Genomic DNA, 24,745 nt, shown 5'->3' on the forward strand with positions numbered 1-24,745 from the left:
TGTTGGAACCAAGGTCAATCGCAGCGACAATATCGGAAGACACAGGTTCATCCTTTCTTGAGTTTTAAGTTTTAAGTCTGCTTCAAGAATATCACCAGAATAGTCCAATCAGGTATACGGACGACAGGCCATAAAACCGTAGCGCGGGCGCTGGAACGGCGATAGCGGACTCTCAATGCGTCCGAGGGCGCGGGCAACGATCCCAGCCTGTTCAAACAGTTCAGCCTGCCGTTCAACTTCGCTCTCGCCTTGATTGATGACCAATAGGCGTCCTCCCGGCGCCAATAAAGTCCAAGCGTGATCCAGCAGGCGGCGCGGCATCAGGAATCGGTCAGGTAGGCCCCAGATCCGCAATGGCGCGGCATGGAGAAAGGGCAGGAACCAGGTGATAAAGCTATAGCCGCCATGCAGATCAAGTAAATTACCCGCCAGATACCGGCATTCGGGCAGGGCGTGGGCGACCCATTCGCCGTGGGCGCGGCGCGTGGTCAGCGTCCAGTAGCGGCGATGGGCGTCCAGTTCCACGCCATCCCAGGGACCGCCCGACCAAGCCTGCAAACCCGGTAGATAACAACCGTTTTTGCAGCCGATGTCCAGTCCGGGCCGCATCGCATTCGGCGAACCGGCATAGCGATCCAGCACATCCAGCACATACAGACTCTCCCGAAACCCCTGCGCATCACAGGCCCGTTCCCAACCTTTCAGGTCATAGCGGGCCGCCAGCGCATCGGCGACCAGGCGTACCGTAGACGGTAGGGTGTTCAACAGCGACGCTAGCGCGCGTGGCCGGCGCCAAACGGGCAGCGACCAGCATAAGGTATTCCGTAACCGCCAGGCCAGCCAGCGCGCTTGTTCACGGGGCTTGAAGGAAACTTCGCTCTTCCACATGGAAATTTATTCTTGCGGTTGAATACCCACTTGCGGCAAATTTCGTCCATTATTATAAATTCGCAACCCACTTTCACGAGGAGAAAACTCTTATGAACAGCTTCAATCGTCATGTCCTGAGCGCTGCGATCAGTGCAATCCTCTTGGGTCTGGGCGGCATGGCCCAGGCCAAAGATGCCATCAAGATCGCCGTGGCCGGTCCGATCACTGGTCCCGTCGCCCAGTACGGCGACATGCAAATGATGGGCGCCCAGATGGCGGTCGAACAGCTCAACGCCAAGGGCGGCGTCAACGGCAAGCAACTGAAGGCTGTACTCATCGACGATGTCTGCGAACCCAAGCAAGCGGTTGCCGTTGCTAACCAGATCGTCAATGACAAGATCAAGTACGTGGTTGGCCATTTATGTTCCGGCTCCACCCAGCCAGCTTCCAAGATCTATGAAGACGAAGGCATTTTGATGATCACCCCCGCGGCCACTAACCCGGCCATTACCCAACAGGGCTACAAGATGGTGTTCCGCACGATCGGCACCGATGACCAGCAGGGTCCAACCGCGGGCAACTACATTGCTGATCAGATCAAGCCCAAACAGATGGCGGTGATCCATGACAAACAACAGTACGGCCAGGGGATTGCCGAGGAAGTCAAGAAAACAGTTGAAGCCAAGGGCGTCAAGGTGGCGATGTTCGAGGGTGTGAACAAGGGGCAAACCGACTTCTCCGCGCTCTGCACCAAGATGAAGAGCGAAAACATCGATTTCGTCTATTACGGCGGCTATCACCCGGAGCTGGGCCTGATTCTCCGTCAATGCCGGGAACAAGGGTTTGACGCCGGTTTCATGGGGCCGGAAGGCGTGGGCAACAAGGACATTAGCGCTATTGCCGGCCCGGCCTCGGAGGGACTGCTGGTCACGCTGCCCGCCGATTTTAGCGCTGACCCGGCTAACGCGGATCTGGTCAAAGCGTTCAAGGAAAAAAACCAGGACCCCAGCGGCCCATTTGTCATGCCCGCCTATTCAGCGGTGCAAATTATTGCGGACGCTATCAAAGGCGCGAAGACCGAAGATCCGGTCAAACTGGCGGACTATATCCATAAGCACAGCTTTAATACGCCGATCGGCAAGGTCGCTTTTAAGGAAAACGGCGACCTGAAAGAATTCCAGTTCGTAGTCTTCGAATGGCATGCCGACGCGACCAAGACGCCGGTGAAGTAAGGCATCAATCTCCAGGTAAAGAGATTCCAGGCTCCAGGGATCAGGTTCCAGGTAAGAAGACTACCCCCTGATCTCTGCCTCCCTGATCCCTGTCCCTCTGATCCCTGATTCCTCTGTCCCATGCTCGAATTCTCTCAGCAGATCATCAACGGCCTGACCTTGGGCAGCATCTATGCGCTGATCGCCATCGGCTACACCATGGTGTACGGTATCATTGGCATGATCAATTTCGCCCACGGCGAAATTTATATGATCAGCGCTTACATCGGGTTGATTACCATTACCGCGCTCACGGTACAATTCGGCGTGGAAAACGTCCCTTTGATTCTGCTGTTCACGCTGGCGGTTAGCATCCTGATCACCAGCGCGTATGGTTGGACCATCGAACGGGTCGCTTACCGTCCACTGCGCGGCAGCCCCCGCCTGATACCACTAATCTCGGCCATCGGCATGTCGATCTTTTTGCAGAACTATGTGCAAATCGGCCAGGGTGCGCGGGATTTGTCCATGCAACCGCTGATCAGCGGCGGTTGGCGGTTCGGTCCCGAAGATGGATTTCAGGTCTATCTGTCCTACATGCAGGTGCTGATCGCAGTGGTGACGGTGATCTTCATGACCGCGCTAACGCTGTTCATCGCCCGTTCGCGCCTGGGCCGCGCCTGCCGCGCCTGCTCCCAAGACCTGACAATGACGAATCTACTGGGGATCGATACCAACCGCGTTATTTCCCTGACTTTCGTACTGGGCGCTGCTCTGGCGGCGGTGGCTGGCGTGCTGATCAGCCTGTACATCGGCAAAATCAATCCCTTCATTGGTTTTGAGGCCGGCATCAAGGCGTTTACCGCCGCCGTACTGGGCGGCATTGGCAGCATTCCCGGCGCAATGTTGGGAGGAGTGATCCTGGGGTTAGCAGAAAGCTTCGCGTCCGCCTATCTGCTCACGGAATATAAAGATGTAGTCGCTTTCAGTCTGCTGGTGCTGGTGCTGCTGTTTCGTCCCACCGGCCTGTTGGGCAAACCCGAAATCGAGAAGGTATGAAACCGATGCCCCGACATTTATCCGAGGCGGCGCTGGTCGCCCTGCTGGCCGGTCTGCTGACGGTGCCGATTCTGGGCATTCAAATTCAGGTCGAGGGCATCAACGTCTCCCTGGAGGGCGAACCCTGGCCGGTCGTGCTGGCCATGGTTGCAGTATTCGTAGCGCGGTTGTTGCAGATTCCCCTAAAAGCAATCTCCAGTCTGGTTCACATAACTCACCGCCTGTCCCTACCCACACATTTGCCAAAGGCATATTTTCTCGGGTTACTGGCCCTGGCGATCATTGCCGCCGCCATCTGGCCCTTCACGGCTTCCCGGGGTTCGGTGGACATCGCCACGCTGGCGCTGATCTATGTCATGCTGGGCCTGGGCTTGAACGTAGTCGTAGGTTTTGCCGGGCTGCTGGATTTAGGCTACGTCGCTTTCTACGCCGTTGGCGCTTACGGCTATGCGTTGCTGTCGATGCATTTCGGCCTGTCCTTCTGGGAATGTCTACCGTTGTGCGTGATCATGGCGGCGATGACCGGTTGCTTGCTGGGCTTCCCGGTCTTGCGCCTGCGCGGTGATTACCTGGCCATCGTCACCCTGGGGTTTGGCGAGATCATTCGCCTGCTGCTGAACAATCTGGATGAACTGACCGGTGGCCCCGACGGGATCGGCAATATCCCCAAGCCGACGCTGTTCGGACTGGAATTCGCCCGCCGCCCGAGCATTGAGGGTGGAACCACTTTCCATCAGTTCTTCGGCCTCGACTACAGCGGCGCCGACACCGTGATTTTTCTTTATCTAGTGGCGCTGGTCATGACCCTGTTCATTCTGTACGTGATCAACCGGTTAATTCGGATGCCGGTGGGGCGAGCCTGGGAAGCCTTGCGAGAGGATGAGATCGCCTGCCGCTCGCTGGGCCTGAATCCGACTACTATCAAGCTGTCCGCCTTCGGTTTCGGCGCATCGACAGCGGGTTTCGCCGGGGCATTCTTCGCCGCCCGGCAGGGGTTCATCAACCCGGAATCCTTCACCTTCATTGAATCGGCCATCGTCCTGGCCATCGTGGTGCTAGGCGGCATGGGTTCCCAGATTGGTGTGATTTTGGCCGCTATCGCCTTGACGGCGTTGCCGGAAATGGCCCGGCAATTCGCCGAATACCGTATGTTGATTTTCGGTCTGGTGCTGGTGCTGATGATGATTTGGCGACCTCAGGGCTTACTGCCCGCGACCCGGCCTCGGTTGGAATTGCCGGTGCGTAAGGAGGGGCCATCATGAGCAAACGTGCCTTTCGCACTATTTCCACCCCGGCGGTGGTGAATCGTCCTCTGCTGCAAGTCTGGGAGTTGAGTATGCGCTTCGGCGGATTGCTGGCCGTGGACAAGGTCACTTTCGAAGTGCGTCCCCGCCAGATTTTTGCAGTCCTTGGTCCCAATGGCGCGGGTAAGACGACCGTCTTCAACTGCATCGGCGGCTTTTACCGCCCCACTTCAGGAAGCGTGCTGCTCGACGGTCATTCCATTCAGAGCCTGCCCAGTCATCGCATTGCCCGGCTGGGATTGGTGCGCACTTTTCAAAACGTGCGCTTATTTAAGAATATGACCGTGGTAGAGAACCTGCTGATTTCTCAGCATACGCAACTGGAAACCGGTTTTTTGCAGGGCTTGTTTAAAACCCCCAAGTATCGTCGCGCCGAAACCAAGGCGCTAGAGCGAGCGGCGTTCTGGTTAGAGAAAGTGAACCTGTTGTCAGTCGCCAACCGGGAAGCGGGCAATCTGGCCTATGGGCAACAGCGGCGTCTGGAAATCGCCCGCTGCATGATCACTCAACCCAAGCTGTTGATGCTGGACGAGCCAGCGGCGGGCCTGAATCCGCAGGAAACCCGTGATCTGGATCGGCTAATCAATGAGTTGCGCGCTGAACATGATGTGGCGGTGCTGCTGATCGAGCATGACATGAGCCTGGTTATGGGCATTTCCGACCAGATTCTGGTCATGGAGTACGGTCGTCCTATTGCTACCGGCGTTCCCGAGCAAATCCGCACTGATCCCCGAGTGATCAAGGCATATCTGGGGGAAGAGTGAACACGCCGTGCCGTACCGGGAGCGCACATTGCGGAATGATCGATCACTCGTGTCAACCAGCGTTAAGAACTCCAGTTGACTACTGTCTTGCAGTATAAGTCCCCGAGTAGGATGATACACGGAACTGTAGAATTATTTGTTGTCGCGGATGCTTCGCGCCCGCGACAACGGGGCGGCAAGAGGCCGTATGAACCAGGACCAGATCAAGCATGCCGAGCTACTTCGCGAGGCGTTTAATCAATATCTCGTGCATGTTCACGAACTGCCACTGAATCCGGGTGGCAAACTGCTTGGTTACGACTTTGACTTTATAAACGGGCGTAAGTGGCGCGCACTTGCGAACGCAATGGTCCAATGCGACCTTCGAGAGCCGACCAATCTCATCAATGGATGGAATAACTCGCTTTGCCGTTGGCACGCTTGGAGCAAGGTTCTTGATGGTCGCGAAGAGCAGGAAGCCTGGGAGTTGCGAAGCGAATTTCTAGATTCATTAGCGCACGAATGCCTGCTCATGCCGGCCTCAATTCGAGATACCATAACTTCCGTTGCAACGGCGGCATTTCACCAGATACGTCTTAGCATTGACCAATCATATCCTGATTACCTTGAAGGAGAACCTAAAACTCCCGAGGAAAAACCAAAGCCGCTTAATCAGAAGCAGAAGGAAAGGCGCCTCTCCCGACTCGTGCGAGTCTGGCCGGATTCCACTCGGTTTCTGGAAGCGTTGCGTGAAATAAATACACAAGTTTACATTGTGGCAACCTGCAACTACCGAAACCTGACGGCTCATTCCATTGGTCCGCGTCTTGGTATCGGCTATACGCGCACCGTCACGCGTTGCGTTAAACAAGCCCAAGCCCTCGAGCGAGCCGATGGTAGCTATGTTCTTAAAGATATACCAGGCAAATTGGCCGTAAGCTACGGCTATGGAGGTACGCCGCCATTGGACCTCGAGACAGTTCGGGCTGCCAATCTTGGCCAGTATGAGAAGGCACGGTCATGTTACGTCGAGTATCGAGCACTTCTCGAGGCAGCAGTAGAAAAAATTGAGCCTGTTGAAAGCGCCGCCTAACATTCAAATCCAGCCGACTCTAAAAAGCGCTGCTTCGCTCCACTTTTTGCCGCCGCTGATTTGAGCGTAGGGGCGTAAAAGAAAATAGGGTGATCGGTGCCGCAGAAAATTCGTGATTTGCTAAAAGCTCTGAAAAGCGCTGGCTTCAAAGAAATCTCTGGGGCCGGTAAGGGATCTCACCGCAAGCTGGTTCACCCGAAATACTCTGGTGCGGTTACGGTGAGTGGAAATCCCAGTGATGACGCGAAACGCTACCAAGAAAAGCAAGTCGCGCAAGCAATCGAACAGGTGCGCAAATGAAAGACTTCGATAAATATCACAAATGGATAGAATGGAGTGAAAAAGATCAAGTATACATCGGAAAATGCCCCGATCTTATTACCGGCATACACGGAGATGATCCTCTTGTGCTGTACGCTGAGCTCTGTGAGGTAGTTGAGGACGTTATTCGCCACTTCAATGCAGAGGGTCGCGCGCTACCGCAACCAAAAGTCCGTCCTATGAGCGAGGTGGCATGAATCGCCCAACAAAGCCATAAATCTCGGACCTCAAGAAGCGCCGCTCCTTCGTCGCTCTGTTTTTTGCGTTCGGTTATGGCTGCCATTAGAGAGCATTATGAAGTATGCAAATGACTATTCCGGATGCGGTAATACAGTTCTATACAATATGTGTGCAGATGAGCCAGCGCATAAAGATATAGATACGGCAGCAATTCCCGGTCTCTTTCCTAATCTTTGATTAATAAGAGTTTTTCTAATAAATTTATCAGTGTTTAATAAAAAATATAGGCTCAATATGGATTCCAGTCAGTTGGCGTTGTTAGGCGACCAGCAGTTCCAAGAGAGGTCTGAGCAAGCCTTTGCCCCGAATGCGGACGTTATGCACGAACTGAAAGAAGCCCAGGTAGAGCGGCAGCTTTTCTTGCGAAATTCCTCGATGGGGTCGCAACCAGGAACGCAACAGGGACCAGAAACCCTCAGCGGTATTAACATGAATCTCATGGAAGCCATCGCCATCGTCGTCGCGGGCGTATTCACCCCGGCTGTGACACACCGTATGATGATCAAAGCCCCAATCCTTCAATGGGTTATAGATTGCATATTCATCGGTATACACCCGGGTTCCCGGGGCGATGAAAGTCTGAAGGAGCGGTTGGATGGTCGCTTGCTGGACATTATCCAGCATCCGGACGACCACCGCGCCGCCGCGCTCAATCATGCCGAGAATCGGCGGCTTTTCCTGCTCCAGGGTGCCTCGACCCCGTGCCCCCTTCAGCCGGCGACGCCGCCCGCGGCGGCCTTTTTTTTCACCGCGTCCGGATGCCCTTTATGCCCGGCCACCATATAGACCTCGTCGCATTCCACTTCCCCCGCCAAGGTGGGTTCGGGTTGGCGGGCGACGATACCTTGGCGCAGTTGCTCGGTCATCCGCTGCACGTCGTCCGGATTCAACGCCAACTCTTGGGCAATCTGGGCATTAGACAAGTTCAAACCCATAAAATATAAACATAATATCCAAATTCGTAACGGCGGGTGGTGGCCGGCCAACACCGTCCCGGTTAGATCGTCAAAAGAGCGATGGCACCCGGCACACCGATATTTCTGTCGCGCCGGTTGGGTCGTGTCGTGACCCTGCTTCGTCACGTTCGCCGCCCCACAATGGGGGCAGTGAACCCCATCGGGCCAGCGCAGTTGGCGGACCGTTTCGTAACACCGGACATCGTCCAGTAGATTCTGAAGGTTGATCATCGACGGGAAACCTGGAGCGCGGCGGTTCAAAACCTCTTCAGTGTAGATCCTGTCCCTTGGCAGGGCGAGCCATCTTCAACAGCCTGGAATCCATATTGAGCAAAAATATATTGATAAATCATTTAGATAAGAAAAAGAGAGCGGGAATTGCTGAATCGTTCCAGCCGACCCGCAACACTCCACGTCGTAGGCGGCGGATAAGTATCCACTGCCTGCGTGGCGCGAAGCGCCGCACAACCAGCGGATCAACCAGACATCGCCTGTCTAAAACTGCGTTTTGTCCGGACTCGCCGGTTACCCGCCGCCCCGTTGGACTCAATCATGGATGATGTAGAATGGTCACTAAAAGTTCCATAAATCTTCGGAGAAGTGTGATTGAACAAACAGTGGAAGGCAGAAGAAGAACTGAACGAGGCGATTAGAATGCTGATGTACAGAATTGATTCGCTGCAAGCTAAAAGTGTCACGAAAGACATTGAATCTGATTCTGTGAACATTGAAGTGCAGGAAATGGCTTTTCGCAATACGATTCGGGAGGTTTTTGGTGCTGATTCGCAGGAGTTCGCAGAGTTCGGAAACACACAAATGCTGCGTAGCCCTTTGCGCGTCGGCATTTCAAATTCTGAAATAGTTCAGGCACGACTCCGTGGCCGAGAATACATGGTGCAAATCTGCGCCGAACTAATTACCAGACTCCAACAGAAGATATTGGAGGTTCGGCGAAAAATTGAATCTGGTACTTTTCATCTTTCGCCGCCGAAGGTTCTACATCCAATCATTGATCAGGCCACTCGAGATCTGATAATTAACGGCCATCATTGGGAAGCAGTGTTTGCCGCAAGCAAGGCACTTGTACTTTACATAAAGGAAAGATCTGGCCGTCGTGATCTTGATGGCGTACCTCTCATGCGAACGGTCTTTTCCAAGAACAACCCAATTCTGAAGTTCAACTCACTCACAACGCAAATAGATTTGGATGAGCAAGAAGGTATGATGCACCTATATGAAGGCGCAGTTATGGCGCTGAGAAACCCTGGTAGTCACGGTTTCCCTACCGGTTCTGATCTACGGGCCAGCCAGTACATCTATCTTCTAAGCCTTCTAATGTTCAGAGCAGATGAGGCTATAACGTAATGCGGTTGCATGGCCCAACAAGCTGCTGCAGCGGCGACAAGGGCGCGGCTGAGTGTTGTCGTTGTCGTTGTCGTTGTCATGGACGCGAGAATAGGGTTTGTCATTCACGCTATGGAACATCCGATCTTTACATCATTTCCGGTCATCGAGTGAAAGAATTTTCCCCGCCTGTTCCTCTGAACGGTCTCAGTTGGTTTCCCATATTTTTGAAATCTCAAAGCAATTTCAGTCTTGGTTTCAATCGTCTCAGTGACGAAGTTGTTGTCCAGGCCCGTAATGCTCTTATTTAGATGGGGCATGCAGTGTTTTCAAGTCTTGTTGAGATTCGATAGGGTGTTGAAGTTACAGATTTGGCGATTAATGAGTAGCTACTTAAAAATCTCCTCCACAGGTATTTCCATATTCAATATCCAATCAGTCAGAATTCCGGAAGAATAGGAAACTGGTTTGTTAATATCATGAAAAATGACAATGGTTTTTGCAGGAGGAATGACCATCCAGCAGGACTTAATACCAGCCCTTAAATAAACCTCGATTTTTTCCGTAACTTCATTAACTCCTTGCTTTGGTGATAATATTTCTACCACCATTAATGGCCTTTCATCTGCTTTCACCTTATCATGTAAAAAATCAATTTCCTTTTTTTCATAGACGGCAATATCAGGGATATAATCATTGCCGTCGATGTCCAGAGTAATTCCAATATGGAAATTGAATTTTTCCTCATGATCAAGAAGCCTGGCAATACGATAGGCGAGATAGGAGTGGTTGTAAGATGGCGACATTTATCAAACCACTCCTGTTGTCTTGCTAATAGTTATCCCCACAAAAATCATGCTGGAGCTTTTTCAGGATTAGCGTATTGAGTATCAGGGAGCCTAAAAAATGATTTGACCCTTTCCTGAAATTCTTTTAGCTTTTCCAAAGCAGAATAAACGCGCGCTCTGAAATCAGCCCGGTTTTTAATTGGCTCCTTTTCCAGATGATCATTTTTGATCTCATTCCAAACCTGTTCATCCGGATTTAACTCTGGCGAGTGGGGGGGAAGAAAGAACAAGCGGATTTGTTTTCGATGCGTCTCAAGAAAGGCTTTGACTTCTTTCGAGGTATGATAAGACGCATTGTCCGTGATGACAATTAATGGGCGCTCTCGACCCTCTAATGCCTTCTCTAAAAAGGCAATGAAAACCCCACTCACTCATTTTTGAGTGGTCACTTCAAATATTAACTCGCCCGTCGCCGTAACCATCGATAAAATGTGAAACCCACCCCGGTCATCACTCACTTTAATTTCAGGCGGATGACCGACTAAGCCCCACGTCCGTCCAGAACGCGTATGGCCTTGAACCCATGACTCATCCTGAAACGCAATATCCGCTCCAAGTTCTTGAGCCCGCTTCTGAATCTCTTTAAATTCTTCATTAATAAACTTTTTAACTTCCTCCTGATCCTGGTTTAAGGCATGATAACAAGGTTTTTGACAACTCAGTCCTAATTGATGTAAATGCAGACGAACCGTGGCATCCGATACCCATAAACCAAAGTACTCTTTCAATAAATTAACCATGATCTCTAAAGTCCATAAAACCGTATCATAGCCATGATCCGCCGGCGTCGTATTGAGTATCGTTTCTTTTAACCATCGATCAATATCCGGAGTCATCACACACGTGGCGCCGAGCGCTTTCCGGGTATCCAGGGCTTCTTCTCCTTCATAACGATAGTTGCGAAGCCAATCATAAATACTCGTTCGGTCGATACCCAAAAAATCAGCAACAAGCTCCGGACCATAATGCTTCTCTTCGACCGCGCGAACCGCAATACGCCGGATGTAATTCATCACTTCATCCGGTATTTTACGTGCATCAAACATCCATTCCGCGTTCATTGCCGCACCTCCTCTATAAATTTAGAGTCTCTAAAGAGGTCTTCTATAGTTATTAGACAATTTGATTAACGCTCAGTTCGTTGATAATGTAGGGATAATCGTTGGCAAGCCTATGCTAACGCCTCGGCATATCGCTGTAAATCCGCTTCAGTCCGGGTCTCAGTTGCGCAAACCAGCAACGCATGGCCCAATTCAGGATATTCATTACTCAGATCGAACCCACCGAGAATGCCGCGCGCCAGCAATCCATCCAGCACTTCGTCAGCGGGACGCGGCAACTTCAATACCGCTTCGTGGAAGACCGGACGGTTAAACGCTTGACTAACGCCTGGAATCACCGTCAATTGTTCCATCAGCTTGCGGGTATTCGCATGACAGGCCGCAGCGACCTGCTCCAATCCATGCGGACCGAGCAGCGACAGATATAATGTGGCGGCGGTAACCATCAGACCCTGATTCGTGCAAATATTGGAAGTCGCCTTGGAACGACGAATATGCTGCTCGCGGGCCTGCAAGGTCAGGGTAAAACCGGTTTTCCCATCCAGATCCACGGTGCGTCCAACCAGACGGCCCGGCATCTGCCGCACCAGTTCTTTCCGGCAACACAGGAAGCCGAAGTAGGGGCCGCCTGAATTCAGTGGCGCGCCGAATGGCTGACCGTCGCCGCAAGCGATGTCGGCGCCGGTATGACCCCATTCGCTCGGCGGCTTGAGCACCGCCAACGCCGTAGGATTGACGACCGCCACCGCCAGCGCATCATGTCGATGCGCCCAATCGGTCAATGCGTCAACGTCTTCCAGCACCCCAAAAAAATTGGGTTGCGGGATCACCAGCGCTGCAAAATCCTGGCCGGCATACGGCGCCAGCGCCTCCTCCGGGGTATGGCCGCCTACTGGATCATAGGGCAGTTCCATCAACTCGATGTCTTGATTATGGACAATCGCGTGGGCTACCCGATGGTAGAAGGGGTGCAGCGTTCGGGGAACCAGGATCCGTTTCGATTTGGATTTCCGGTTGGCGCGCACCGCCATCAACAAGGCTTCGGCCAGCGCCGACGCCCCGTCATACAACGACGCGTTGGACACGGCCAGGCCGGTCAGGCCCACCATCATGCTCTGGTACTCGTAGAGCACTTGCAGAGTGCCCTGGCTGGCTTCCGGCTGATAGGGCGTGTAGGCGCTATAGAATTCCCCACGTCCGGCGATTTCCCAGACTGCCGCAGGAATATGATGTTCATAAGCGCCGGCGCCCAGGAAACAGAGCGGTTGCGGAAGCGCCGCCGCTCGTTCGGTCATCAGCCGGCTCACCCGCCACTCGTCCAAGGCATCCGGCAGGGCCGGCAATTCGCCGATCTGTAGGGAGGGCGGAATTTCGTCGAACAGAGCTTCAAGGGTTGGAACGTCAATCGCGTCCAGCATCGCCCGGACATCGTCCGGGGTATGGGGGATAAACGGCATGGATGGAGCGCCTCCTTAACCGGCTAACTTGGCGTTAGTCAAGGAGCCTTCCTCGTCTTCGTCCTCGTCAATGGCAATCAACTCGTAAGCAGCGGCGTCCAGCAAGCCTTCCAAGTCAGCGCTAGTCTTGATGCGCAGAATCCACCCTTCCTCGTAAGGATCTTCATTGATCAATTCCGGATTGTCCGCCAGCAATTCATTTACTTCGACGATCACACCATCCACCGGGCTGTACACATCGGAGGCCGCCTTGACCGATTCAACCACGGCACAGCCTTCGGCGGCGGTGACTACACGGCCCGCTTCCGGCAATTCCACAAACACCAGATCGCCCAACAGGTGCTGAGCATGATCGGTGATGCCGACAGTAACGATGCCGTCTTCCTGGGAGCGCACCCATTCATGGGTCTCGGTATAGCGCAGTTCAGAGGGGATAGTGCTGCTCATCATCGACTCCTCAACAGGTTGGATCGGAATAGAAACGGTTAAGTTGGAAAGGTTAGATTAGGCAGGACGCGAGACAAAGGGCGGCTTGATCACTTGCGCCGACAGACGCTTGCTGCGCACCTCAATCTGGCAACGGTCGCCAACGCCAGTCATCACTCGCGCCAGGGCGATGCCCCGGTTCAAGGTCGGTGAGAATGCGCCGCTGGTCGTGACGCCAATTTTTCGGTCGCCATCACAAACGGTCTGATGACTGCGCAATACGCCACGCTCTTCCAGCACGAGACCTACAAAGGTTTGCGGCGCACCGGCGGCGCGTTGCTGTTCCAGGGCGGCGCGACCGATAAAATCGCGTTCCAGCGGCTGCCAAGCCACAGTCCAACCCAGCCCGGAGACCAGGGGAGTGGTGGTTTCGTCCATGTCGCTGCCATAAAGACTCATGCCGGCTTCAAGACGCAGCGTGTCGCGAGCGCCCAGTCCACAAGGCGCAACGCCAACGTCTAATAACCGATCCCAAAGCGCTGACGCATCCTGGACAGACGGCATGATCTCCACCCCGTCTTCACCGGTGTAACCGGTGCGGGCGATGAACGCGCCGCCACTCTCCACGGCGTGAAAGCGGCCACTGGCGCGCACCGCTTGCAGGGTCGGGGCATCCAAAACAGCTTCCAGCTTCGCCAGGGCTTCCGGCCCCTGCACCGCCAACATGGCCAGGTCGTCGCGTTCACGCCAGGCGGCGTTAAAGCGCTCCGCCCGCGGCGCGATCCAGGCCAGGTCTTTATCACGGGTAGCGGCGTTCAGCACCAACCGGTAGCCGCCTTCGCCCCGGTCGTAAACAATCAGATCGTCGATGACGCCGCCGGAGTCGTTCAACATGCAGGTATAAAGCGCTTTGCCAGGATAAAGACGGGCAACATCGTTGGCTAGAAGATAACGCAGCAGGACGCGGGTCGGATCGGGAGCGGGGAAATCAACAATGGTCATGTGCGAGACGTCGAACATTCCGGCGGCCTTGCGGACTTGATGATGTTCCTTAAGCTGGGAGCCGTAGTGCAGCGGCATGTCCCAGCCGCCGAAATCCACCAGCTTCGCCCCCAAGGCGAGATGACAGCCGTACAGAGGAGTGCGTTCAGCCATGCGAAAAAATCCTCAAGCAATGGATGGTGCATGTTAGCCTGAAATAGGCTGCTGGAGATACTGCAATAATACGCTCAAAACTCATCATCCTTTCCCTCAACCCTTCTCCTGTCGTTATGAAGCATAGGTTAGCGCAGACGCTCCCCCTTTGCTAAAGGTAGGACTGTTAAGTTCTACGAAAATAGGGCAGCTCGCCGATACTTGACAGCCTCGCCCTTAGCAAAGGGGGAGCAGGGGGATTCGGTTACGTCACCGCTTCCAGAATCTTGGCAAAATGAACGCTGGCTGCTGGCCAATCCGGCAAGGTTTCGCGCGCGGCGCGAGCGCCAGCCGCCAAGCATTCCCGCAACCCCGGCTCGTCCAGGAAACGCGCCAGGGCCTCAGCCAGCGCTGTTTCGTCGCCAGGCGGAACCAACAATCCAGCATCCGCCGGCACCGTGTCGGGAATCGCCCCGGCAGTGGTGCTAATAATTGGTAAACCCCGCGCCAGCGCTTCGGCCAGCACCATGCCATAACCCTCATAAAAAGAAGGCAGCACGAATCCATCCGCCTGTTGATACGCAGCCTCCAGGGCTACGGTCTCCAATTCTCCTAACCATTCCACGCGATCAGACAAACCGAGCTCATCAACCAGCATTCGCAAGCGCGCAGCAGTCGCTGGATCATGGATATCGCCACCGGCGCAACGCAAGCGCCAAGAACGATCTTTCAACCGGGCCAGCGCTCGGAACAGGACAGCATGGCCTTTGCGTGGGGTCAGGCTGGCCGCGCACAACCAGGCAAGTTCACGGCCACCTGAACCGGTCGCCAGTGGCGCGGGGTCAACGCCAGGCGACACCACGGCGCAGCGTTCCGGCGGAACGCCATAATCAGTCAGCACTCGCGCCGTGCTGGGGCTGGTCACAATGACCTGACGCACCTGGCGCAACGCCTCGCGTTCACTGACATACAGTCGTTCGCGTTGCACCTCGTCCAGGCCGGTTTCCAGCGCCAGCGGGTGATGCACCAGTCCGATTAATCGCAACCGGTCACAGTGTGCGGCGGCGGCTTCCGGCATAGCGCCCAGCGCCAGACCGTCGATTACCGCCAGCGACTGATCCGGAAGGGCGACCAGCGCTTCATGGGCTTCGGTGAGTGCCGCCGATGTGGGCGCAGGGAACGAAGCGTCAAGACGCTGGAGTGCAACCGGCCAGCCCAGCGCCGCTAGCCCGGCCATAATGCGCCGGTCGTAAATCGTGCCGCCAGTGCGCCGGTCTGGATCGCCGGGAATCAGGAAATAAGCCTCGTGCGCGGGTGATGGAGAGGACGGGGCAACGCCTTGATTCAAGGCAATACCCCTTCGTAGGAGGCCCAGGCGGTGTGTGATTCATGCAAGGTCACGCGCATGGAACTCAGGCCCGCTGTGTTTGGCCCCAGTTGTCCTTCTTCGATGCGCACCGCCATCCGGTCAAAAATCTCCCGAGCCAGAAATTCCGTGGTGGTGTTGCGGCCTGAAAACTCGGGTAATTCGTCGAGATTGCGGTAGTTCAATTCCTCCAGCACCGCCTGGAGATTGCCGCTGAGCTGGCTAATATCCACGACGATCCCATCTGCATCGAGGTCGGGACGGCGCAGTTCCAGATCGACGACGTAAGTGGCCCCATGCATTCTCTGGGCAGTACCAAAAGCCTCACCGCGAAAACTATGGGCAATCATAAAATGGTCACGAACGCAAACGGTGTACATGGCAAGGTCTCGGGTTGGGATCCTGGATGATCCGGTTGAAATCATCGCACAAGTTCGACCGGACGGTAATCAATACGGTGGCAGAGTACGCCCAATGGATTTCGGCTCAATTCACTCATCACCTTGGGCAGATCGGTAAAGGGACTTTCCCCGCTAATCAGACTATCCAACACTGGATCGTTTAGCAGTTCCATGACCGTGGTCATCCGCCGCCGATAATGCCAGCGGCTGCGCTGGACCGTAGCGATGTTGCCGACCTGGGAACTGCGAATATTAAGCCGTTTAGCATGAAAATCCTCGCCGAGCGGCAAACTGACCGGTTTATTGCCGAACCAGCTTGCTTCCACCACGGTCGCCTCGAAGCCGGCTAGATCCAGGGCTGTAACCAGACCCGCTGGCGCACCGCTGGCGTGAATGATCACATCCTGCTGGCCTTCCGCTCCGGTCGGTAAGGCGAACCGAACGCCCAACTGCTCCGCGATGATCGCTTTATCGGGATCGATATCCACCAATTGCACCGCACAGCTAGGTAGTTGTCCGGCTAGTCGGGCAATAAGGCACCCTACAACCCCGGCGCCAATCACTGTGATCCGATCTCCTAACCGGGGACTGGCGTCCCAGAGCACATTCAGCGCGGTTTCCAGATTGGCCGCCAGTACGGCCCGCCCCGCGGGAACCAGGTCGGGTACTGGCGTAACCGCCGCCGCGGGAACGATGTAGTAGTCCTGATGGGGATAAAGGCAGAAGACAATTTGTCCGCGCCAGGCCGAGGAACCCGCTTCAATGATGCCGACGTTGCAGTAACCGTATTTCACCGGCGCCGGGAATTCGCCCTGCTGAAAAGGGGCGCGCATCACCGGGTATTGGCTGGGCGGCACCTCGCCACGAAACACCAAACTCTCGGTGCCGCGACTGATAGCCGTGTACAACGTCCGCACCCGCACCTCATCCAGGCCAGGCTGTGGCAGGCGTTCGGTGCGAATTTCGCCGCGACCAGGGGCAATGAGCCAGAATGCCCGAGCTGGCATACCTTCGGTTTTCATAGTGAATAACGTCTCCCCAAGGCTTTTTGAACAGCATTTGTCTTAAAATGCCTTAAAATGGGTCAGTAGCGCAAACGCAACCATAGAGAACCCGTATGGCGAATCTTCCAGCGACGGTCCATGCCCTGCTCCATGCTCTAGCGACGCCCCTCACGGTGCTGATGAGCGCCAGCGATATTCTGCATAATCGCACGCCTGATTCCATCAAGCAGCCGGTCTGCCGGGTGTATGACCTGAGTCATCAATTTGGACGGGAAGTAGTCGAATTGCGCGCCTGTCTTGATGAGCGTATTGATCTGCAATCTCCGGTCAATACATCAGCGCAAATTCGGCAATTGGCTGCGAAGTGGCAACGTTATGAGGCGCAGATCTCCGGCCTGGTTGATGAAATCGAGCATGCCAACATCCAGATGTCGGAACCCCTATTGGACAAAATTCTCCATCAGAATCTGCCAAACGGATTAAGCGAACTGCGTCAGGCGCTTTCACAACTGGCCGTCATTCAACCCGAAGACCTGACTCTCTCCTGAATCAGCGATTGCTTTTATTCCCGTGACTCACACCGCCAGGACATCGCTTCAATCATTACAGATCAACACCCTGCTGAACAGCATGGCCGTACTCGCGCTGCTGACCGGCATTGCGCTGATGATCACCAGGATTTTTGCCGCGCCTATCGGATACCTGGCCCAGTCGCTAGCGGTCTTTGTCGGATGCTTGTTGATTCTGGCGCGGTTTCTCTCCCAACATCAACCCTTAACCCGCTTTGGCGCGGCCAATACGGTGACTCTGTTGCGCGCGGGCATTGCCGCTTTGTTCGCAGGCCTGATAGGCCGTCCGGCGCCTGCGCCTGCGTGGGCATGGACCATGGCGGCGCTGGCCATCATTGCCCTGCTTCTCGATGGACTGGATGGCTGGCTGGCGCGACGGAGTAGTATGCAAAGTCCGTTTGGCGCGCGCTTCGATATGGAGGTCGATGCCTTTTTCATTTTGATCCTGGCGGTGCTGGTCTGGCAATTTGGCAAAGCCGGAGTTTGGATCCTTCTCTCCGGCATGATGCGCTATGGATTCGTCCTGCTCAGTTACGCGCTGCCCTGGTTGAATCAGCCCCTGCCGCCGCGCCGTCGTCGACAAACCGTGTGCGTAATCCAGACCGTGGCGTTAGCAGGATGTCTGACGACGCCGCTGATCCCACCGATTTCAACCATACTGGCCGGGTTTGCATTAGGGCTACTGGCGCTGTCCTTCGCCGTGGACGTGGCTTGGCTGTGGCGGCGCGATGAACGCTGAGCTATGGCCGCAATGCGCCAGATGACAGAATTCATGCACAATGACGTAATAATGGTAAATGGTATGAGTGGATAATCATCGACCTCCCCCGAGTGAGGGAGGCTTGGAGAGTCGAGAACGCTTACTTCGTGACCCAGCCCTGGTACTGATCGACATTATCGCGGGTGATCAACTCGACCGGGATGAGGATCGTGGACTCCGCCGGTGGTTGACCCTGCTTGATCTGATAACCGATCTCGATGCCTTCCTTGGCCATACGCAGCGGGTTTTGTGCCGCCGTTGCCAGGAACAGACTGTCCTTATCCTTCAATGCTTCCACGGCTACCGGCGCGCCATCGACACCGGTGATGAAAAACTCGGTGCGCTGTGCCTGCCGCGCCGCCAGATCGGCGCCAGTCGCGGTTGGATCGTTGATCGCGAACACGGCGTCGATCTTGGGGAAAGCGGTCAGCAGGTTGGTCATCGCATCCAGACCCCCCTCGCGGCTGCCCTGGCCATTCTGATTGTCGGACAGAATCTTAATATCGGGATGTTTCGCCAGCACCGACTTGCAACCCTGAACCCGGTCAGTGACCGCTGTCACCGGCGGGCCATTGATGATGACCACATCGCCTTTGCCCTTCAGGCGGTCGACGATGAACTGACAGGCTTTCTCGCCCGCCTGGACATTGTTGCTGGTAATCATCGCATCCGCGCCTTCGGCGCCAGTATCCACGGCAATCACCGGAATGCCCGCTTCTTTAGCGCGCATGACTGCCGGAAAGATCCCTTCGGCATGAACGGCATTGATGAGAATCAGATCGACGCCTGCCGAGATGAAGTTGTCGATCTGGTTGGTTTGTTTGCCGAGATCGTAATCGGCGGAATCAACGGTCACCTTGACCGAGTCGCCGCCGATTTCCCGGGCTTTTTCCTCAGCCCCCTTGGCCAATGTAACGAAAAAGGGGTTGCCCAAGCTGCCCAGGGTTACGCCGACGGCTTTCAAGGGTGGATCAGCGGCCAAGGCTGCGCCGGAGCTGATGAGCGCTAATACAGTCGCGGAAATGAGAGTCTTCTTCATGGTATTGCCTCCTACGGGTTTAATAGATTGGGATGGGGGAGGAGAGTGAAAGGGGTCAAGTGCGCGCGCCGGGCCCCTTGCGCCGGTACTTGTCGAGCGCCACGGCGATAATGATGACCAGACCCTTGACGACCAATTGCCAGAAGAACGACACGTTCATCAGGGTTAAGCCGTTGTTGAGGGTAGCGATGATCAGTGCGCCAAACAGCGTGCCGACGACCGTGCCAATGCCGCCGACGAAGCTGGTGCCGCCCAGAATCACGGCGGCGATGGCGTCCAATTCATAACCGGTGCCGAGCACCCCGTTAGCGCTGTACAGCCGGCTGGTGGTCATCACGCCGCCCAGACCGGCCAGCAGGCCGCTGTAGGCATAGACGAACAGCATCACCAATCCGACCTTGATGCCGGTGAGCCGCGCGGCTTGGGGATTGCCGCCGACGCCGTAGATATGCACGCCCAGCACGGTGTGACGGAGAATAAACCAGGTCAACAGGATGACCAGGAAGGCGATAATCACGATCCAGGGCAGTGGCCCCAAATAGGCGTTGCCGATCCAGGCAAAGCCGATCTTGCTGTTGATCACCGTGGTGCCGCCGGCCAGCAAATAAGCCAGTCCGCGCAGGGCGGTCATCGAACCCAGGGTGACGATGAACGGCGGCAGACCGGCATAGGCCACCAGTAAGCCGTTGATGGCGCCCAGCCCCAGGCCGACCAGTAGCGCCACCGGGACCGCTGCCCAGCCCAGTTCGGGCATGAGCGATATAACCATCGCCGTGACGGCCGATACCGCCAGCACCGACCCCACCGACAAGTCAATACCGCCGGTCAGGATGACCACGGTCATACCAGTCGCTAGGACAATATTGATCGACGCCTGGCGGACAATATTCAGCAGGTTATTTTCGGTGAGAAAGTTGGGGGCGATGATCGCAAAGATGATGGCGATCACGATCAGCACCGGCAAGATGCCCGCCGTCTGCATCAGATTCGCCCAGAAAGTCTTATCGAAGGTTTTCGCTGCAAGGGTCGGGGTTGAGTTCATAATTGCACCATCTCGGTTGTGCCTGTCGCCAGGGCCATGATGTTTTCCTGAGTGGGTTCCGCGCCGCCGAGGCCACCGAGCTCGCCGACAATTTCGCCTTCGCGCATCACCAGGATACGGTCGCTGATGCCGATCACTTCCGGCAATTCGCTGGAAATCACTAGAATCGCCACACCCTTGGCGGCCAGTTCGCTGATGATTCGATAGATCTCGGCCTTGGCGCCGATGTCGACGCCTTTAGTGGGTTCATCGAGAATCAGGACTTTTGGGTGAATGGCGATCCAGCGGGCAATCAACAGCTTTTGCTGATTGCCGCCCGACAGCGCACCCGCAGTGACGAAAGGCCCGGCGACCCGGACCCGCAAATCTGCAATGGAACCCGCGGTCAGTCGCGCCATAGCCGCCCGATTCAGCAACCCGCCGACCAAGGCATCCCGGCCCAGAACACTGATGGTGATGTTCTCGCGCACACTCATGTCGAGAAACAGACCTTGCGCCTTGCGGTCTTCGGTCAGGTAGGCAATGCCGTTATTGATGGCGTCCAGCGGCTTACGAAGGGTCTGGCGTTGCCCTTCCAGCCAGACCCCGCCGCCCGTAGCGCGATCGGCGCCGAAAATCAGCCGCGCCAATTCACTGCGACCGGCGCCGACCAAGCCGGCCAGGCCCAGCACCTCGCCAGCGTGGAGCGTGAAGCTGCACGGTTTCACCCGCCAACCACCGTCAGTCAGCGCCTTGACTTCCAGCACCACTCGGTTCGTGGCGTGGCTATGCTTGTCAAACAGATTGGAGAGCGGGCGTCCCACCATCATCTGCACCAGGCGATCGGCGGAAATCTCGGCGCGCTCCAGGGTGCCGACATAGCCGCCGTCGCGCAGTACGCTGACCCGATCCGACAACTCGTAGATTTCCGCCATGCGGTGACTGATGTAAATAATGGCGATGCCTTCATCCCGCAGCCGCTTAATCAGATCGAACAGGCGGTCGGTTTCGCGGGTGGACAGGGCGGTGGTTGGTTCGTCCATGATCAGGATATGGCTTTTCTGATGCAGGGCGCGGGCGATTTCCACCTGTTGCTGTTCGGCGATGGACAGCGTATTCACCAGGGTCTCGGGGCCGAACTCTGCGCCGAGCCGCTCCAGCACTTTGGCGGTCTCCCGGCGCATGGTCCCCCGGTCGGCCAGAAAGCCGGCGCGCGTCGGCTCATTACCGAGATAGATGTTCTCGGCTACCGTCAGATTAGGGGCCAGGCTCAGTTCCTGGTAGATGATGGCGATGCCCGCCGCACGGGCCGCTTTCGGGCCGGTGATAGCGACCGGCTGGCCGTCGATGCGAATCTCGCCACCGGGATCGGCGGTGTACGCGCCCGACAGAATTTTCATCAAAGTGCTTTTGCCGGCGCCGTTTTCGCCCATCAAGGAATGAATCTCGCCGGTCCAGGCTTGCAATTGCACGTTGTCAAGCGCCTTGACGCCAGGAAAGGTCTTACTGATGCCGCGCATGTCCAGGGCGGGTGTTCGAGTTGGGGCCGCGGTGGTGGAAGGGGAAATAGGTGTCGTGGCCATGTCAGTTCACCTCGCGGTCCAGACCCATGGAGGCCCGATAGGCGGCGCGCTGCGCGTCGCGTCCGAAGCGGTCAGTCAACGCATTCCAGGCTTTGGCCACGTTGTTCAGGGCATCCTGGGGCGAGATTTCAAAGTTCAGCGCCCGCGTCAGTTGCACTTCCAGGGCCTGGGTGTAGGCAAAGTGGCCGGGGATGCGCAGATCCAGCGCAACATTGGGCGACTTCAGGCTTTCCAGTTGTGCATCCAGATACAATCGGGCTTCTTCGGGCGTGAACAACTGGAGCCACCGCTCCCGGTTGTCGAAATGGCTCTGACGGTAGGGGTTGATGCCGGCTTGCGGAGTGACCACCGCCTCGCCGCTGACTTCCGGGCTGGACAGCCAGGCGATAAAGTTCCAGGCGGCTTCAATCTGGTTACTGTTGGCGGGTACGGCAGCCTGCCAGCCGCCAAAAGCCAGGAATGGCGCACGGCTGATGTTCGGAAAGGAATCCCATTGTCGAGTCTGGTCGTTCCAGACCTGCTTGGAGCCGGGCAACAGCGCGGTGCCGACCTTGCCGGGAATCAGGCTGGTCTTGGGATCGGCGGCGTTGACGCCGGTATCGCCCCAGTCGAAGTTCATCGCCACCGAACCGCCGGCGAAGATGTTGTGAATATCCTCTGACGTGAAGCCCAGCGCACCCGGCGGCGCGACATTGAGACCGTTGATGTAATCTTCCAGCGCCTTCACCCAACCTGGGTTGTTGATCTGAGCATCCATGGTGTCGGGATCGAAGAACATAGCGCCCGGATGATCGGGATGGTGGGTGTAGGCAGCGGCGTGGGTAAAGAAATACCAGAACTGCTCGCCGCCGCGTCGATACGCCTCGGCGGTTCCCCATAAGCTGGTGGAGGGTCGGTTGAAAAACTCGGCGATTTGGTAGTACTGCGCCCAGGTTGCCGGTGGTGCTAACTCATAACCGTATTGCTCCTTGAAACGCTGTTGTTCTTTCGGGTTGTTAAACAGGTCCAGCCGGTAATATAAAACGTGTTGGTCGCCATCGATGGTTTGCGATACATAGCGACCCTTCCACATCATCAGCCGCTCGCGGTAGACCGGCAGGATGTCCTGCCAGGACGGGGTTTCACGCATGGCCGCCGGCATATCGGCAAGATAAGGGGCAAAATCCGGCGTCCAGAACGGGCCGAAGGTGATGACATCAAACTTGCCTTCGCCGGTCACCAGGGCGTTGAAATAAGTGGGGTAGAGTTGATCGACCGGAAATTCCCGGAGATTGATTTTGCCGCAGGTCTGTTTCTCCCAGCCTTGGGCAGCCATCGCAATGGCATTGGCGATGAACGGACGGGAACGAGTGCCCACATCCAAAGTGATGCCGCGATAGTCCGGATTACATTCGGCTGACGCGGTGGTTACAGCCAGGGTCAGGCTGAGCAGCCCAACCCGCGTGATCATTGAGGACGCTGTTTTCATCAGCTTTTGCTCCTCGACGGGGGTGGATGCCAAAGAACCAATTTTTCGGGATTAGGGATGCTGCAGGACGTTTCAGGCGCAGCATCCGCTAAGAGAGGTCAGAACAAGACCTTAGTGCCGATGGACACCACGTTCTGATCGCCGTAGAGCAGCGTGTCGGCATCGCGCCCGATGTACTCGGCCCAGAGCAGAGTCCGCTTGCTGAAGTTGTACTGGTAGCCGAGCCGGTAATTATCGATCTTGTCTTCGCCATCGATGCCGGTATCGGTCTGGCCATAGGCCGCCCGGACCGTGCTGTTGCCGAAGGTATACTGGCCGGTGAGAAACCAGCTTTTGGCGTCCGATCCAGTGGAGAGTGGGATGCCGTCTTCATAGTATTGACGCTGCGCATTGACGTCGGTGAAGTCACCCTGCTCGTAAATCGCGCCCACCAACCACACAGCGGTCTTGTAGCCGAGACCCAAGCCCCAGTTGCTCACATCGAGATCAACCGTCTGGTTGTTGCCAATGTCCACGTGGCTATCACCGTTGAGCTTGATGTAGGTCAGGCCGGCGAAGTAGGGACCCTGGCTGTACTTAAGATTGAGATTCCAGATATCGACGCCATCCGAGAAGCCCTGCGGCGTGTTGATGCGGCCATCCAGCACCAATAAGGCTTCGGCGCTGAAGCCATTGAAGATCGGCGTCTGGTAATCGATGCTATTCGCCAGGGTGCTCAAGGCGCCATTGTCGGACGTTCTGCGGTCGATCCCGGAACCCAGATAGACGGTGCCATCGAACATCTTGGAACTATTCCAGATATCAACCACGTTAAGCACTTTCCAGTACGGAGTGTCCTGGGTGCCCAGGGTCACCGCTCCGAAGTTGCCTTTAAGGCCGACGAACTTCTGATTGAGGCCAGCGAAATTGCCGCCTTCGGTCATATCCACGCTGAAGTCGTACTGATAGAAGGCGCTCAAGCCGCCTCCCAAGTCCTCGTTACCCCGGATGCCCAGTTTGGAACCGTTGTTGACGACATCCCAATAGGAATCGGGATCACGATTGTTATCGACATAGTCGACGGAAACCTTGGCTTCGCCGTAAAGAACGGTGTCGGCGTGGGCAAGCAACGGGGTGGTCAAGGCGACGGCAACGGCCAGGGAGATTGCAGTTGTTTTCATGATTGAATCCTCGCGGTGGGTGGTAAGTAATGAAATCGTTTTCATATATTTGTTGAGAGTTGTAATCTCTTCATGGGTATTATTTGTAAACGATTACATTTTCATTGTCAATCTTTTTTTAAAAAATTAATTAACGGCTACTCAAAAAAACCAGGTTACCGTGAAGCAATAGTTGTAATCGTTTACTTTACCCATTCAAGAGGAGGCTCAAATCTCGGTCGCCCCGATGTCGCGAGTGCTGGCAGGATATAGCGGGGTCACTGACGCGACCCGTCAACAGGTGCGCGACCGAACTAATCGTCGGCAA

General features: G+C 55.8%; 24 protein-coding genes and 1 pseudogene. 9 read left to right on the top strand and 16 right to left on the bottom strand.

What is annotated here, in order from left to right; translation table 11 throughout:
* Window positions 1-108: 108 nt before the first annotated feature.
* On the bottom strand, window positions 109-888 hold the full coding sequence (locus H6973_13845) for a hypothetical protein (protein ID MCP5126671.1): 780 nt from the start codon (window positions 886-888) through the stop codon (window positions 109-111).
* A gap of 92 nt (window positions 889-980) precedes the next feature.
* On the opposite strand from H6973_13845, the gene H6973_13850 reads away from it, so the two are divergent.
* From H6973_13850 to H6973_13875, 6 genes are all read left to right on the top strand, one after another.
* Window positions 981-2,102, top strand: a complete 1,122-nt coding sequence (locus H6973_13850; protein ID MCP5126672.1) for a branched-chain amino acid ABC transporter substrate-binding protein — start codon at window positions 981-983, stop codon at window positions 2,100-2,102.
* A 120-nt stretch (window positions 2,103-2,222) separates the two neighbouring features.
* The gene (livH, locus tag H6973_13855) at window positions 2,223-3,140 is read left to right on the top strand and encodes a high-affinity branched-chain amino acid ABC transporter permease LivH (GenBank protein MCP5126673.1); all 918 of its coding nucleotides are present in this window, start codon (window positions 2,223-2,225) and stop codon (window positions 3,138-3,140) included.
* Window positions 3,137-4,402 carry a high-affinity branched-chain amino acid ABC transporter permease LivM gene (gene livM, locus H6973_13860; GenBank protein MCP5126674.1) on the top strand — a complete coding sequence of 422 codons (1,266 nt, stop codon included), beginning with the start codon at window positions 3,137-3,139 and terminating at the stop codon, window positions 4,400-4,402. Before livH ends, livM begins: the two co-directional genes overlap by 4 nt.
* Entirely contained in the window at window positions 4,399-5,208 is an 810-nt protein-coding gene (gene livG / locus H6973_13865) for a high-affinity branched-chain amino acid ABC transporter ATP-binding protein LivG (GenBank protein MCP5126675.1), read from the top strand. Before livM ends, livG begins: the two co-directional genes overlap by 4 nt.
* Window positions 5,209-5,395: 187 nt before the next feature.
* Window positions 5,396-6,280, top strand: coding sequence for a hypothetical protein (locus H6973_13870; GenBank protein ID MCP5126676.1), 885 nt, complete (start codon window positions 5,396-5,398; stop codon window positions 6,278-6,280).
* A 96-nt stretch (window positions 6,281-6,376) separates the two neighbouring features.
* Window positions 6,377-6,580, top strand: coding sequence for a type II toxin-antitoxin system HicA family toxin (locus H6973_13875; protein ID MCP5126677.1), 204 nt, complete (start codon window positions 6,377-6,379; stop codon window positions 6,578-6,580).
* Window positions 6,581-7,099: 519 nt separating this feature from the next.
* On the opposite strand, the pseudogene H6973_13880 reads toward H6973_13875, so the two are convergent.
* Window positions 7,100-8,028: pseudogene (locus H6973_13880) on the bottom strand (IS1595 family transposase).
* Between the two features lie 375 nt (window positions 8,029-8,403).
* On the opposite strand from H6973_13880, the gene H6973_13885 reads away from it, so the two are divergent.
* Entirely contained in the window at window positions 8,404-9,162 is a 759-nt protein-coding gene (locus tag H6973_13885) for a TIGR02391 family protein (GenBank protein MCP5126678.1), read from the top strand.
* A gap of 368 nt (window positions 9,163-9,530) precedes the next feature.
* Here H6973_13885 and H6973_13890 read toward each other — a convergent pair whose 3' ends face one another.
* The 9 genes from H6973_13890 to H6973_13930 form a co-directional block, all read right to left on the bottom strand.
* Window positions 9,531-9,947: a Uma2 family endonuclease gene (locus H6973_13890; protein MCP5126679.1), complete on the bottom strand. Its 417-nt coding sequence runs from the start codon at window positions 9,945-9,947 to the stop codon at window positions 9,531-9,533.
* A 47-nt stretch (window positions 9,948-9,994) separates the two neighbouring features.
* On the bottom strand, window positions 9,995-10,360 hold the full coding sequence (locus H6973_13895) for a transposase (GenBank protein MCP5126680.1): 366 nt from the start codon (window positions 10,358-10,360) through the stop codon (window positions 9,995-9,997).
* A complete protein-coding gene (locus H6973_13900) occupies window positions 10,361-11,050 on the bottom strand; it encodes an IS630 family transposase (GenBank protein ID MCP5126681.1) in 690 nt (229 codons plus the stop codon).
* Between the two features lie 110 nt (window positions 11,051-11,160).
* Window positions 11,161-12,507 carry an aminomethyl-transferring glycine dehydrogenase subunit GcvPA gene (gene gcvPA, locus H6973_13905; protein MCP5126682.1) on the bottom strand — a complete coding sequence of 449 codons (1,347 nt, stop codon included), beginning with the start codon at window positions 12,505-12,507 and terminating at the stop codon, window positions 11,161-11,163.
* A gap of 15 nt (window positions 12,508-12,522) precedes the next feature.
* The gene (gene gcvH / locus H6973_13910) at window positions 12,523-12,954 is read right to left on the bottom strand and encodes a glycine cleavage system protein GcvH (protein MCP5126683.1); all 432 of its coding nucleotides are present in this window, start codon (window positions 12,952-12,954) and stop codon (window positions 12,523-12,525) included.
* 57 nt (window positions 12,955-13,011) lie between these two features.
* Complete coding sequence (gene gcvT, locus H6973_13915; protein MCP5126684.1) at window positions 13,012-14,088, bottom strand: glycine cleavage system aminomethyltransferase GcvT; 1,077 nt, start codon at window positions 14,086-14,088, stop codon at window positions 13,012-13,014.
* 244 nt (window positions 14,089-14,332) lie between these two features.
* A complete protein-coding gene (locus H6973_13920) occupies window positions 14,333-15,304 on the bottom strand; it encodes a glycosyltransferase family 4 protein (GenBank protein ID MCP5126685.1) in 972 nt (323 codons plus the stop codon).
* A gap of 107 nt (window positions 15,305-15,411) precedes the next feature.
* Window positions 15,412-15,813 carry a 6-carboxytetrahydropterin synthase gene (locus H6973_13925; protein ID MCP5126686.1) on the bottom strand — a complete coding sequence of 134 codons (402 nt, stop codon included), beginning with the start codon at window positions 15,811-15,813 and terminating at the stop codon, window positions 15,412-15,414.
* A gap of 41 nt (window positions 15,814-15,854) precedes the next feature.
* Window positions 15,855-16,841, bottom strand: coding sequence for a zinc-binding alcohol dehydrogenase (locus tag H6973_13930; protein MCP5126687.1), 987 nt, complete (start codon window positions 16,839-16,841; stop codon window positions 15,855-15,857).
* Window positions 16,842-16,951: 110 nt separating this feature from the next.
* Between H6973_13930 and H6973_13935 the strand changes: the two genes are divergently transcribed.
* Entirely contained in the window at window positions 16,952-17,386 is a 435-nt protein-coding gene (locus tag H6973_13935) for a hypothetical protein (protein MCP5126688.1), read from the top strand.
* Window positions 17,387-17,468: 82 nt separating this feature from the next.
* Window positions 17,469-18,146: a CDP-alcohol phosphatidyltransferase family protein gene (locus tag H6973_13940; GenBank protein ID MCP5126689.1), complete on the top strand. Its 678-nt coding sequence runs from the start codon at window positions 17,469-17,471 to the stop codon at window positions 18,144-18,146.
* 121 nt (window positions 18,147-18,267) lie between these two features.
* On the opposite strand, the gene H6973_13945 is transcribed toward H6973_13940, so the two are convergent.
* From H6973_13945 to H6973_13965, 5 genes are all read right to left on the bottom strand, one after another.
* Window positions 18,268-19,206 carry an ABC transporter substrate-binding protein gene (locus tag H6973_13945; protein MCP5126690.1) on the bottom strand — a complete coding sequence of 313 codons (939 nt, stop codon included), beginning with the start codon at window positions 19,204-19,206 and terminating at the stop codon, window positions 18,268-18,270.
* 55 nt (window positions 19,207-19,261) lie between these two features.
* Window positions 19,262-20,248, bottom strand: a complete 987-nt coding sequence (locus H6973_13950) for a ribose ABC transporter permease (GenBank protein ID MCP5126691.1) — start codon at window positions 20,246-20,248, stop codon at window positions 19,262-19,264.
* Complete coding sequence (locus H6973_13955) at window positions 20,245-21,810, bottom strand: sugar ABC transporter ATP-binding protein (GenBank protein ID MCP5126692.1); 1,566 nt, start codon at window positions 21,808-21,810, stop codon at window positions 20,245-20,247. Before H6973_13955 ends, H6973_13950 begins: the two co-directional genes overlap by 4 nt.
* A gap of 1 nt (window position 21,811) precedes the next feature.
* A complete protein-coding gene (locus H6973_13960) occupies window positions 21,812-23,260 on the bottom strand; it encodes an extracellular solute-binding protein (GenBank protein ID MCP5126693.1) in 1,449 nt (482 codons plus the stop codon).
* Between the two features lie 116 nt (window positions 23,261-23,376).
* On the bottom strand, window positions 23,377-24,438 hold the full coding sequence (locus H6973_13965; GenBank protein ID MCP5126694.1) for a porin: 1,062 nt from the start codon (window positions 24,436-24,438) through the stop codon (window positions 23,377-23,379).
* Between the last annotated feature and the right edge of the window lie 307 nt (window positions 24,439-24,745).

The organism is Gammaproteobacteria bacterium, assembly GCA_024235095.1.
Classification (GTDB): domain Bacteria; phylum Pseudomonadota; class Gammaproteobacteria; order Competibacterales; family Competibacteraceae; genus UBA2383.